General features: G+C 69.0%; 12 protein-coding genes. 6 read left to right on the top strand and 6 right to left on the bottom strand.

Annotated features, from left to right (window positions below; translation table 11 throughout):
- Positions 1-17: 17 nt before the first annotated feature.
- Positions 18-221, bottom strand: a complete 204-nt coding sequence (locus tag U9983_RS07565; protein ID WP_322753337.1) for a hypothetical protein — start codon at positions 219-221, stop codon at positions 18-20.
- A gap of 919 nt (positions 222-1,140) precedes the next feature.
- Here U9983_RS07565 and U9983_RS07560 point away from each other — a divergent pair.
- The 4 genes from U9983_RS07560 (at position 1,141) to ilvD (ending at position 4,404) form a co-directional block, all read left to right on the top strand.
- Positions 1,141-1,503, top strand: a complete 363-nt coding sequence (locus U9983_RS07560; protein ID WP_322753336.1) for a hypothetical protein — start codon at positions 1,141-1,143, stop codon at positions 1,501-1,503.
- Positions 1,504-1,693: 190 nt separating this feature from the next.
- On the top strand, positions 1,694-2,023 hold the full coding sequence (locus tag U9983_RS07555; protein ID WP_322753335.1) for an antibiotic biosynthesis monooxygenase family protein: 330 nt from the start codon (positions 1,694-1,696) through the stop codon (positions 2,021-2,023).
- A complete protein-coding gene (locus U9983_RS07550; protein WP_322753334.1) occupies positions 2,020-2,367 on the top strand; it encodes a hypothetical protein in 348 nt (115 codons plus the stop codon). The genes U9983_RS07555 and U9983_RS07550 overlap by 4 nt, the downstream gene beginning before the upstream one ends.
- Positions 2,368-2,553: 186 nt before the next feature.
- Positions 2,554-4,404, top strand: a complete 1,851-nt coding sequence (gene ilvD / locus U9983_RS07545; protein ID WP_322753333.1) for a dihydroxy-acid dehydratase — start codon at positions 2,554-2,556, stop codon at positions 4,402-4,404.
- A gap of 18 nt (positions 4,405-4,422) precedes the next feature.
- On the opposite strand, the gene egtD is transcribed toward ilvD, so the two are convergent.
- Genes egtD through egtA form a run of 4 tightly spaced genes read right to left on the bottom strand, consistent with a single transcriptional unit; the run spans position 4,423 to position 9,185 of the window.
- Positions 4,423-5,499, bottom strand: coding sequence for an L-histidine N(alpha)-methyltransferase (gene egtD, locus U9983_RS07540; protein ID WP_322753332.1), 1,077 nt, complete (start codon positions 5,497-5,499; stop codon positions 4,423-4,425).
- 46 nt (positions 5,500-5,545) lie between these two features.
- Positions 5,546-6,289, bottom strand: a complete 744-nt coding sequence (gene egtC / locus U9983_RS07535; RefSeq protein WP_322753331.1) for an ergothioneine biosynthesis protein EgtC — start codon at positions 6,287-6,289, stop codon at positions 5,546-5,548.
- 5 nt (positions 6,290-6,294) lie between these two features.
- Positions 6,295-7,743, bottom strand: coding sequence for an ergothioneine biosynthesis protein EgtB (gene egtB / locus U9983_RS07530; protein ID WP_322753330.1), 1,449 nt, complete (start codon positions 7,741-7,743; stop codon positions 6,295-6,297).
- Positions 7,740-9,185 carry an ergothioneine biosynthesis glutamate--cysteine ligase EgtA gene (gene egtA, locus U9983_RS07525; protein WP_322753329.1) on the bottom strand — a complete coding sequence of 482 codons (1,446 nt, stop codon included), beginning with the start codon at positions 9,183-9,185 and terminating at the stop codon, positions 7,740-7,742. Before egtA ends, egtB begins: the two co-directional genes overlap by 4 nt.
- Before the next feature lie 558 nt (positions 9,186-9,743).
- Between egtA and U9983_RS07520 the strand changes: the two genes are divergently transcribed.
- Together U9983_RS07520 and U9983_RS07515 are read left to right on the top strand one after the other, a co-directional pair.
- Positions 9,744-10,535: a nuclease-related domain-containing protein gene (locus U9983_RS07520; RefSeq protein ID WP_322753361.1), complete on the top strand. Its 792-nt coding sequence runs from the start codon at positions 9,744-9,746 to the stop codon at positions 10,533-10,535.
- Positions 10,536-10,986: 451 nt separating this feature from the next.
- Positions 10,987-11,310, top strand: a complete 324-nt coding sequence (locus U9983_RS07515) for a hypothetical protein (RefSeq protein WP_322750412.1) — start codon at positions 10,987-10,989, stop codon at positions 11,308-11,310.
- 254 nt (positions 11,311-11,564) lie between these two features.
- Here the strand turns inward: U9983_RS07515 and U9983_RS07510 are convergent.
- Positions 11,565-12,268 (bottom strand): hypothetical protein (locus tag U9983_RS07510; RefSeq protein WP_322753328.1); only part of this gene is annotated, 704 nt, incomplete at its 5' end.

Below are 12,268 nucleotides of genomic sequence, written 5' to 3'. Positions count from 1 at the left end.
CGCCTGTGGCCGGTAGGTCAGGGCCGCAACGCCTGTGCGGCCTGGCGGAGCAGGTCCGCCGGGATACGGACCATCGATTCGCCCGCCGCCACCGCGTGGGCGGAGTCGACCACGTAGCCCTGCACCACGACGGTGTCGGAGCCGTCCTGGTACACAGTCGGGCAACTACCCGCATAGTCGCAAGACGTAGCGAGGACGGTACCTGGTGCGCTGGTCGTCACGGCGACTCCTTGTCGGGGATGAACATGACAGGACGACCCGGTATCTAGCGGGTCGTCTATGCATGTCGCGCTGTCAGCCGTGCGGGTGAGCCGGCCGATCGGAGCGTCGACGGATGGCTTGCCCCTCGTGGGGGCCGACCCGTATTCAACCAGCTCACCGGCACTCTGACTGTGCCCGGGGGGTAAATTTCCACGATCACTCCGGGCTCTGACCGATGCGTGCCGGTTCGTTCATAGATTCGGAATAGTCCAATCTTTGCGGAATGGTTCTTGCGTTGTGACCTTCTGGTCTGCATAGTGGAGTCATCTCGCCGCAGCGGGGCGGTCCCTCCTCAAGGAGAGGCGCCATGATCGAGATGTTGCCGGCTCCAGATTCCAGCTGTCGACGCGGTCGGTCGCCGGTCTGCGTACGCCGGCGAAGTCCCATGGCCGGCGTACGTCCGAGAGGGCCACCGGTCGGCGGCAGCACACCTTGCGCGTCTGAGAGCCTGTTTTGAGGCGCGGGTGTTCGAGGCGTTCGTGCGGGCGGATTCATCTGATGGCAACCAGGCCAGGATGGACCGCTCTTCGTTGACTCTGGCGTCGGTACGACGCGCCACGCGCCACGCGGCGCATCCCGGCATGGAGGCAGGACCCGGCGGCGGACCTGCGGGAGCAGGAGACGGAAAGGAAGGCCAATAATGGAACCAGCAGCGATGATGTCGGGTCCGCCCGACGTCATCGGTGGGAGGGTGCGGCAACACCCTCCCACCAAACTGATACTGCATGACCCGTACCCCGGTTGGCGCCGGTTGGAGAACGGACCAGTTCTGACAATAGACCTTCGCTGTTACCTGGCGGGGTTCCAGGCAGGTAACCGCCTGGTGTCCGCCGAGCGGGTCGCTGTCGGCGTCCGCGTCGCGTCGCGAACGGAGGCGTGATGAAGAGCAATCTGATTCTCGCGGCGGCGGTGGTGGCCGACGTCGAGCAGCGGATCACCCTTCCGCCGTCCCGGACGCTGGTGATACTCGGCTTCGTGGTGGCCCTCATCGCGCTCGTGGGCGGGCGTCCGTTGATCGCAGGCGGGTTGGTGATGGCAACGATCATCTTCGCGGGTCTGGCGGCGATCGCGCAGGGAGCCCCCGAGATGTTCAATGCGACGCAAAGTCCGGTCCCACCTGACATCGCGGTTACGGGCCTGCTGTTCTTCCGAGGTGGCTGGGGCGCATCGAGTGCGACTCGCGGGAACCTGAGAAGCGGGGAAGGCGCAGGGCACCGCGGACCGGCCGAGACCGACCAGTAGCCACCCGGTGCGGCCGGCAACGGCCGCACCGGCAACGGCGCACGAGCAGCAAGATCTCAGATCGCCCGGGAGCCGGTCCTGGTAGGCACCACAGGACACCGGTACGGTTTCCGGGCGATCTTTGTTGGCCCGTATCCGGAGTTGGTGGGCATGGCGGTGGTTGTCGACCGGGCGTGCCAGACTTGCGCTCATGACTGCCCCCGCCCCCGCTGACGGCTCGCGCGGCCTGCCCGTGCTGGAGATCGCGCAGATCGACGTCACGCCCGGCGAGGAGGAAAAATTCACCGATGCCTACCGCTCGGCTGTCGGTGAGATCACATCCTGCCCCGGTTGCCGATCGGTGCGGATAACCCGCGGGGTGGAGTCGCCGTCGCGGTTCGTCCTGCTGGTCGAGTGGGAGAACCTCGACGCGCACCTGGTGACCTTCCGGGAGTCCGACCGCTTCGTCCGCTGGCGTGCGGCGCTGGGCCCTTTCTTCGCCCAACCGCCCACTGTGGAGCACGTGACCGACCTGCCGTGAGCACCTTCGTCAACTACTTCTTCTTCGCGCCGCTGTTCGCCACCTTCTTCGGTTTCCTGGGGTGGATGGTCCCCGCCGTCCTGTCCCGCGGGGCCCTGCCCCGCCGCCGGGTCGGCGTCTACGCTTTGTTCCGCACCGGCTACGCGATCATCGCCGTCCTGGCTCTGTTCCTGCTCGTGGTGGGGACGCAGACGAGTACCCGGGCCGTGGAGCCCGACGGTCAGGTCCACTTCGTGGCGGGCGCACGCAGCCATGAAGTGCTCCCGCTCCTGGGCACTGCCGCATCCTTCGCCGTCGTGTGGCTGGTCCGGCGGGAGTGGCTGCGCCGTCGCGGCGCTCGGTAGGGACACCCGCGGCGGCCGGCCCTGGCAGAGCCGGCCCTGGCAGAGCCGGTACTGGCGGCAGGTACTGATGCGCGGACACTGTTCGGGCGGGCGTTACGCTGGGCGTGAACGGGCAGGTCTCTGTGAGCGTGCCCGACCCAGGCGCGGTCCACGTCCGCGTCGATCGATTGCCACGAGGACTGCCCGATGCCTGCTCTGCGTTCCCGCACCACCACCCACGGTCGTAACATGGCCGGCGCCCGAGCCCTGTGGCGTGCCACCGGCATGACGGACAGCGACTTCGGCAAGCCGATCGTGGCCATCGCCAACAGCTTCACCGAGTTCGTCCCCGGTCATGTGCACCTGCGCGACCTCGGCCGCATCGTGTCGGACGCGATCGCGGAGGCCGGCGGCGTGGGGCGGGAGTTCCACACGATCGCGGTGGATGACGGCATCGCCATGGGTCACGGCGGAATGCTCTACTCGCTGCCGTCCCGCGAGATCATCGCGGACAGTGTCGAGTACATGGTCAACGCGCACTGCGCGGATGCGCTCGTCTGCATCTCGAACTGCGACAAGATCACGCCAGGGATGCTGCTGGCGGCGCTGCGGCTGAACATCCCCACCGTGTTCGTGTCCGGCGGCGCGATGGAGTCCGGTCAGGCTGTCGTGTCCGGTGGCGTCGTCCGGTCCGGTCTGGACCTCATCTCCGCCATCGCCGCATCGGTGGACACCACGGTCGATGACGCCGAACTGGACGCGGTGGAACGCTCGGCCTGCCCGACCTGCGGGTCGTGCTCGGGCATGTTCACCGCCAACTCGATGAACTGCCTGACCGAGGCGCTCGGGCTCGCGCTGCCCGGCAACGGGTCCACCCTGGCCACCTCCGCCGCTCGCCGCGACCTGTTCGTCCAGGCCGGACGGACCGTTGTGGACCTCGCGAAGCGCTGGTACGACAAGGACGACGACGCCGTGCTGCCGCGGTCGATCGCGACCCGGGCGGCGTTCGCCAACGCCTTCGCCGTGGACGTGGCCATGGGCGGTTCGACCAACACCGTCCTGCATCTGCTGGCCGCCGCGGTCGAGGCCGGCGTCGACATCACCCTCGACGACATCGACGAGATCTCCCGGACGGTGCCGTGTCTGTGCAAGGTGGCGCCGAGCTCCGAGTACCACATGGAGGACGTCCACCGGGCCGGCGGCATCCCGGCCATCCTCGGGGAGCTCGACCGGGCCGGACTGCTGCACCGCGACGTCCACACCGTCCACTCGGCAAGCCTGGCGGAGTTCCTGTCGCTCTGGGATGTCCGCCGGTCGGACCCGGCCGGCGAGGCGGTGGAACTCTTCCACGCGGCACCGGGCGGAGTGCGCACGATCGAGGCCTTCTCCTCGGTCAACCGGTGGGAGTCACTGGACACCGATGCCGCATCGGGCTGCATCCGCGACGTCGCCCACGCCTACTCGGCGGACGGTGGCCTCGCGGTGCTGCGCGGAACGCTCGCCCCGGACGGTGCCGTGCTCAAGACCGCCGGAGTGGAGGCCGGGCGGCTGACCTTCCGCGGCCCCGCGCTGGTACTGGAAAGTCAGGACGACGCGGTGGACGCGATCCTGTCCGGCCGGGTCCACCCCGGTGATGTGCTGGTCATCCGCTACGAGGGCCCACGGGGCGGTCCGGGCATGCAGGAGATGCTGTACCCGACCGCGTTCCTGAAGGCGCGTGGTCTCGGGCCACAGTGCGCGCTGGTCACCGACGGGCGGTTCTCCGGCGGGTCCGCGGGTCTGTCCATCGGGCACGTCTCACCCGAGGCCGCGCACGGCGGCGCGATCGCGCTGGTTCGGGACGGCGACATCATCGAGATCGACATTCCGTCCCGCCGACTGGACCTGATGGTGGACGCGGCCGAGCTGGCCGCGCGCAAAGCCGCGCTGGCCGCGTCCGGCGGCTTCCGGCCGGCGGACCGAGCGCGTCCGGTGTCGGCCGCGTTGCGGGCCTACGCGGCGATGGCGACCTCCGCATCGACCGGCGCGGTTCGCGACGTCTCGCTGGTCGCTCCATAGGGAACCGGGGCCGGCCGGTCAGGCCGGGACGCAGAGGGAGAGCGCGAAGTCGTCGGCCGGGTCGGTCCACCAGCGGACCATGGCCAGACCTGCGGCCGCGAACTCGGTGGCGAGCCTGTCCCTGGTGAACTTGGCGCTGATCTCGGTACGCATCTGTTCGTTCTCGGTGAAGGACACCGACAGGTCGAGCGCGCTTATCCGCACCTGCTGGGCACGCACGGACCGCAGCCGCATCTCGATCCAGGAGTTCTCCGCATCCCAACAGGCCACATGCGCGAACCCGCGCGGGTCGAAGTCCGCGCCGAGCTCGTGGTTGATGACCGACAGGACATTGCGGTTGAACGCCGCCGTGACACCGGCGCTGTCGTCATAGGCGGCGACCAGCCGGTCGGGATCCTTGACCAGGTCGGTGCCGAGAAGCAGCGCGTCGCCTTCGTTGAGCTGGGCGCGCAGGCTGGTCAGGAACTCGTGTCGTCGGGTCGGGGCGAGGTTGCCGATGGTCCCGCCGAGAAAGGCGACCAGGCGACGGCTGGCGCCGGGCAGCAGGTCGGCGCCGGGCAGCAGGTCGAGGTGGCACTCGAAGTCACCCACGAGCGCGTGGATGGTCACCCCGGGGTACTCGCCGCGGATGGCGGTGGCCGCGCGGGAGAGCACGGTCTCGTCCACGTCGAAGGGCACGAACCTGCGCAGGTGGCCGCTGTTGCGCAGCGCGTCGAGCAGCAGGCGGGTCTTTGCCGACGTTCCGGAGCCGAGCTCGATGAGGGTGTCCGCTCGCGACATCGCGGCGATCTCATGGACGCAGCTGGTCAGAATGGCCCGTTCGGTCCGGGTCGGGTAGTACTCGGGCAATCGGGTGATGGCGTCGAAGAGCATGCTTCCCGTGGCGTCGTAGAACCACTTGGGTGGCAGTTCCTTCGGATCCGCCGTGAGCCCCGCCCTGACGTCGGTCGCGAGTGCCGCGGCGCGGTCGGCTGCGCTCAGGTGCCGGTCGACGACGATTCCCGGGGCGGTCCTGATACCGGTGCCGGGACCGACCCGGGAATCGTCGTCGACCGCGGAGCCCACATCGGTGAGATCGGTACTGGACGCTGTCATGGTTGCAACCTCCGGGAGCGCTTCTGCGACCGAGAGTAACCGAATTCTAGATCAAACTACTAATGGTTACATCACGTGTGTCGGTGGTCAGCAATTTTTGATCATCAAGGTCAATCCATCCGTCCGAGTCATCGCTGGGCTCGCTGGCCACGTGCACTCCGATGGCGTCACCATCTGTCGATACCCGGTATGAGAGGGTTTCACCCCAGGTCGTGGCGACGATCTGGCGGCCGTCGGTTGCCAGCAGGTTGAGTCGGGCGGCACCGTCGGCCCGACCCGCGGCGACGACCACGTCCGCGACGGCGTCGGCGAGACTCGCGCCCGCGCTCACCCGCTGCCAGACCACGGCGGCCAACAGGGCGGAGTCGCAGCGCGAGTCGGGCACCGGGGCGCCCCGCTGCCAATCGAGCATGCGCATCACCACGTCGACGTCCACCCGCCCGTTGTGGCTGAGCAGGTACCGACCGTGCGCGTAAGGTGCGGTCGCTGTCTCCTCGATCGGCATGCCGACAGTGGCGTTGCGTACCGCTCCCAGCACGCAACCGGACTGGACCGCGCCGGCGAGTGAGGCGAACGAGGAATCCGTCCAGATCGGGACAGCCCGCCGGTAGCGAGCCGGCTCGGTCCGCAGCGCGGGGACGTACCAGCCGACACCGAAGCCGTCCGCGTTGATCCGGCCGTGCAGCATCCGTCGTGGCATCCACGCCTGGCGCAGCAGACTGTGTGGCGGATCATGTAGGAGCGCGGTGAGCGTCCGCGGCGTCCCGAGCCAAGCCAGGTGGCGACACACCAGCCTCAGCCTCCCATCTCGGCGTCGCGCGCGAGCCGGAAGCCGGCAAAGATCTGACGGCGAATCGGATGATCCCAGTTGCGGAAGGTCGACCGGACGGCGCTGTGGTGCGTGGCCCAGGACCCGCCGCGCAGCACCTTGTAGACGCTCGGGGACGTACCGGGGAAGAACACCTCGCTGTACTCGCGGTACGGGAATGCGTGGAAACCCGGATAACCCGAGAAGTCGCTGGCTGTCCACTCCCACACGTCACCGATCATCTGTTCGACGCCGTACGCACTGGCTCCGGCTGGGTACGCCCCACGTACGCCCGGACGGGACGTGACATGGTCAAGGTTCGCCCGCTCCGGCGTCGGATCGCTGTCCCCCCAGGGAAAACGTCGCGAACGCCCGGTGACGGGATCGTGCGCGCACGCCTTTTCCCACTCGGCTTCGGTGGGCAGCCGCCGCCGGGCCCAGCGGGCGTGCGCCTGCGCCTCGTACCAGCAGACGTGCTGCACGGGCTCGTCCATCGGGACAGGTTCGTCGCGGCCGAAACGGCGCCGTACCCAGCTTCCCGCCTCGCGGCGCCAGAACTGCGGGGCCCGCAGTCCGGCCTCGCATCGCCACGCCCAGCCCGACGGCGACCACAGACGTTCGTCGTCGTAGCCACCGGCCTCGATGAACGCCATCTGCGCCGCGTTGGACACCGGCAGCGTGTCGATGAAGAACGCCGGGACGTACACGCGGTGCGCGGGTCGTTCGTTGTCGTAGGTCCAGGCGTGGCCTGGTGTGTCGCCGTCGGTGCCCATCGTGAATTCGCCGGCCGGCACCAGCACCTCCGTCGGCAGTCGGCGCCGTCCGGCCGGTGGGACGCGTGCCTCGCCGGTCCCGTCTGTCCCGCCTGTCCCGCCGGTCTCGCCGGTCCCGCCGGTCTCGCCGATGACCGCGGGACCCGTCCGGAGCTGGTGGGTGGCCAGCATCGTCTCGTCGTGCTGGTGCTCGTGCTGGAGCACCAGTCCGTAGACGAAGCCGTCCGCCAGCAGCGCGGACGGTCCGACTGGTTCGACCGGCCCGACCGGTGGCCGCAGCGGCGTGTGCAGTGCGTCCAGTGCGTCCGGGGCGAGTCGGTCCAGGGCGTCCAGGACATGGCCGCGGACCTCAGCCAGGTAGCTGCGGGTCTGCGCCGGGCTGAGCAGGGGTAGGGCGGGCCGGTCCGCCCGGGGATGGCGGAACGCGTCGTAGAGCTCGTCGATGCCCGGCCGTAGTGGCGCCCTGCCCGCCGCCGCCCGCAGCAGCCACAGTTCTTCGTAGTTGCCGACGTGGGCGAGGTCCCAGACCAGCGGTGACATCAGCGGTGAATGCTGGTGGCACAGGTCGGCGTCGTCAAGGTCGGTGTAGGCCAGGCTCCGCGCCCGGCTGTCCGCGAGCGCCCGGGCGATGTCGCCCGGTTGCGCGCCTGCGCTCGCAGTCACAGCGCGACCACAGCTGCGCTGTTCGGCGCGGGCACCGGTGCTGTTACGCTCAGACAACGTTCGCTCGCGTCGATCTCGGTGCGCAGCAGGCCCTCCGGCCCGACCTCGGCCAGGCGATCGGTGAGATCGTCGGCGGGGCAGCGGCCCGGCTCGACATAGTTGTCAAAATACGCGTCGACGGCCGCGAGCAGGGATGCGTCGGCGTCCATCCGGCCCAACGCGTCCCGGGCCGCGCCCGCGCACGTCCTGGCGGCCTGGTGCAGGGCGGTGTCGCCCAGGCCCACGAGCGCCGCGGTGACCCACTCGTCGGCGACGGGCACACATGCATCGGCCGCGATGTCAGCGGCATGTGGGTCGTCGAGCAGCGCGGTGGTCACCGCGACCACCACCGGCCAGTTCCCGGCCGGGACCGCGTCGAGGTAGCGCAGCTCCAACCAGCCTCGCGGGCGCACCGGTGGGAACACGGTCGTCGCGTGGTAACTCAGGTCCGTGGTTGTCGGTGGCCGCGTCAGTGGGCTCTCGCCCGCCACCCACTCGCCGAACGTCACCGCGGTCGGGGGTTGCGCGAACCCGCCGAGCGGATCCCGAACCAGCATGATCCTCGCGGCCAGCAGATAGTCAGCCCAGGCGGTTGCCGGGTCGGACCGGCGAGCGGTCGCCACCGGCCGGGTCCGGGTCGGATCGATCTCCGCCCACACCGCCTGCCGGGTCGAACAGCAGCCGGTGGCCGTTCCCGCCAGCACCGGGGAGGCGGCGAACATCGCCACGAGCGCGGGCCCCAGGGCATGCGCCAACTCGAAGCGCCCGGTCCACTGGTCCGTGGTACCCGCGTTCAGGTTGACCTGGATGGAGGCGGTCGAGCACATCATCGTCACCCCCGCCGACCCGCCGCCGGCCCGGAAGTAGCGCTCCATGGCTTCGTAGCGGGACGCGGTGAGATGGCGGCGCGGCGGTCGCAGCGGGTCTGTGCCCATCCCGACAAGCGCGAGGCCGGCATCCGCGAGCATGGACTGGACCCCGGCGAGGTCGGCGGCTGTCCGCGCCAGCGCATCCGACAGCGGCAGCGGCGGAGCCGACAGCTCAAGCTGGCCACCGGGTTCGAAGGTGATCCGGGTTCCGCCTGGCAGGGTCGAATGCCCCGGGATGCCAGTTGCCCCGGCGGTTGCCCCGGCAGTTGCCCCGGCGGACGGGCTGTCGCGGAGATCGAACGGGCGCTCGGGAACGGCGGCGGTGAGCGCCGCCATCGTCCGGGTGGGTGCCACCGGGCGGTATACCGCTTCCGTGTCGACGACGAACCACTCGGTCTCGACGCCGACGGTTCCCCGCGGCTGCTCTGTCAGGCAGGTCAGGTGTGCGTAGCGATGGACGTCTGCCGCTGACCGGATCTCGTCATCAATGCCGCGGTGATCGTCTTTCGGCTTACCTGACTGTGTCCGTGTCATGAACCCTCCAGGTCCGGACCGGCCAGCGTCGCTGGCCGCGGGTCGGTGCGGGTCGGTGCGGGGATCGTGCCGTGCGGGTGCTGTGCGGGTGCTGTGCGGGTGCCGTGCGGGTGCCGTGCGGTGCCGTGCGGTGCCGTGCGGTGCCGTTACGTCGTACCCCGATGCGGCAGCCGTGGCCCGGACTTTTGTGTCCCTGGTGTTTCCTGCACGGTATGTCCTGGCCCCGGTGACTCACGGTCGGTATGTGAGCGACGGTCGGTAAAGGCGTCGCGGTTCGGGTGGGAGCCCGGTGGAGATATCCAGGACGTGGCTTTGCCGGTGTGATTTGTATGGGATGGTGGTCGCTGCGTAGCCGACTCGCTATCGCGGTGGCCGCCCGGGGGGTGGCCGGCCTGCCCACGGCGGAGGTGAGGGATCGTGCGCAATGCGGGCCGGTTCGGCCGCGATCTGGTCAGCCGGAGTGTGGTCGGTCGGGGTGTGGTCGGCCGGAAGGTGATAATGACTCGGGTGTCACAGGGACATCGGGTGTCGCAGGGACACTGGCCCGGTCGGTCGGCCATGGCGGAGTATCGGCGTTGCCGGCAGCTCTACGTGGTCGAACGTAAGGACAGGGCAACCCGAGCGGCGGTGGCCGCCGGCGTCGTCGCCGGCGTAGCCGCGATCGTGGTCAGCGTGTTCGGGGTTCTGTTGAGCCTGTCCACATTGCTGATACTGCAGCTGGCCCTCGGTTTTGTCATCGTCGTGCTCGCTGTCGCGGCAACCCGCTTCTTTCGATCTCCACCGGAAATCGAGTCGTGGCGGGAGGATGCCGAAGCCGAACGGCATACCGCACGCGCGCTCGAGCGCCTCGCCCGTGCCGGGTACACCGTCCTGCATGATCGTTCTATTACCGGTTCCGCCGGCAACATCGACCATCTGGTCATCGGACCGTCCGGCGCGTGGGTGGTCGAGACGGCCGCGCATCGCGGGCCGCTGCGGCAGAACCGGGCCGGGCTCTGGGCGGGCAAGGTGCCGTTGCATCCCATGCTCGAACTGGTCGCTTGGATGGGTGAAGAAGTCACCAACCAGCTGGTCGCCGAGCTGCCGGCGGGTTGGCAGGTCTGCGTGCAGCCGGTGATCGCGTTCGCGCGCGCCGCGCCGCCGCACGGGCTCGCAGTGCTCGACGATGTGGTCTTGCTGCCGGCGACGGGGGTCGCTGACTACATCCTCACGGCTGGTGTCCTGCTGCGGCCGCTGGACGTCGCCGTGCTGGTGGACGCCGCCGAGCGGGTGTTTCCGGCCTATCCGGTGAACGGCCCGGAACCGACCTGGCCGGCCATGTCCCGGTTGCGGGGTCTGCTGCGGCGCTGACGTCCCTCCTGGAACCTCTTCTGGATCTTTTCTGGACAGGGTGTCGGTCACCGCAAAGCGGTGCGCCGCGTGGCTGTCCAGGGGGCGGATGATCCCCTGATATCGTCGGCGACCGGACACATTTTTGGATGTTGAACGGTCCGTGGCCGTGTTCCCGCCGGCGGCGGTATACCCACGGCGGCGTGTTGGGTCTGCGCCGGGATACCGCCGCCGGACCACATCCCAGGTGGACAGTTGCGGGGTCAATGCGTTCACGGATGATGGGTGCAACCGCTGAACCACAGCTGGAACGGTTGCGGCACCAGCGCTGCGAGAATGCATTCCAGCGTCGCCGAAATAGCATTCACACCAATGAAGAGAAATTGGGAATAGACGGGATCGCGGGCGCGCCGTAGGCTTTGGTTCAGGCCAGTCACCCCCTATTTGTGAAGCGCGGTCGAAGGGTGTGGAGATGGGTAAGAGAATACTTGTGCTGGACGCCGACGGAGAACTTCTGGGAAAGTTCGCCGACACCTACACGGCACACCTGTGGAGTCACTACAGGATTCTCGCTCCCGGCTTCGACGGGCACGTCGAAGTGTTCGACCCGCACACCAGGACGTCGCTCGTCGTGGGGACCGATGAATGTCGGAGTATCATCTGGGGAAGGATCCAGAACACGTCGGTGTCCTGTGACGAGCGGGCCGATTCCGACGATTTCAGCCTGCCGGAGCAGTCGCTGGGGCAGCTGTCACGCCGGTCCGTGACACGGGCCTGGCTTACCGCGGGGGCCTGAACGGCTTCTGAAACCGTATGAACACCTTGAGCTATGCTCCCAGCTCCCCGGCTGCCGGCTGACGGTGTCCCGGCCGCCGGGTGAACCGACACCGATGGTGCCCGGTCCCCATGAGTGCCCTGGGGACGTGGGCCGCCGGCGGCGCGAAAGAACCATGATCGCGCCGCGGTCGGCCCTCAATGCGGCCTTCCGGTGTCGGGGCTGATGCGGGAGCGGCGGCGTGGGTAGCGGTGGTACACGGCCACCGCCATCCCTTACCCGCGCCGCCGTTCCCGTCTTTCGTGCTTTCGTGCCATCGGAGACCGGCTGCCGTCACCCAGCTGGCGGCGCACGACCAGGGAACCCGCCAGCAGAAAGAAAAGCAGCAGCACGAACGTGTTGGACGTACCCCCGTTCGAGCTGGTCAGCACCATGTCCACACCGGACCGCAGGACAGCCCCGCAACTCGCGGTGATCGTGCGGTGCCCGGCCCGATAGGTGGCGAACTGTACGACGGTGGAAAAGCGACCACGGCTGTCCGCTGTCGTCTGTCCGATGATCTTGTTGTCGTCGGACGTGATGACGACCGGCGCGCCCGACCCGCATCCCGCGCCGGTGGCGATCAGCGTGTCCCCGGCGGAGAGAATCGGATGGTCCAGCAGCAGCTCGCCGGGTACCGGGCTGCGTGGGACAGGCGTGGGGGTCGATCCCGGGGTGGTCGGTGTGCACCTACCCGAAGCGGTTCGTACCGACGTCGTCGGGCAGGGCGTCGGCGGCTGTGGGCACCGCTGTCCGGCGGGCACGAGCAGGCCGCCAGGGCATGTCACCGACGGTTGCGGACAGCGGCCCGCGCTGTCCGGCAGGGCTCCGCCTGGGCAGGTGGAGCCGGGCGTCGGGGTCGGACACGGCTGCCCGGCCGGCACCGTAGTCCGGTCGGCACAGGTCACCCGTTGCGGGGGGCACTGGTCTTGTGAGGGGG

The organism is Protofrankia sp. Cas3, from assembly GCF_963555955.1.
Taxonomy (GTDB): Bacteria; Actinomycetota; Actinomycetes; order Frankiales; family Frankiaceae; genus Protofrankia.
This window is presented reverse-complemented; position numbering and strand designations above follow the sequence as displayed.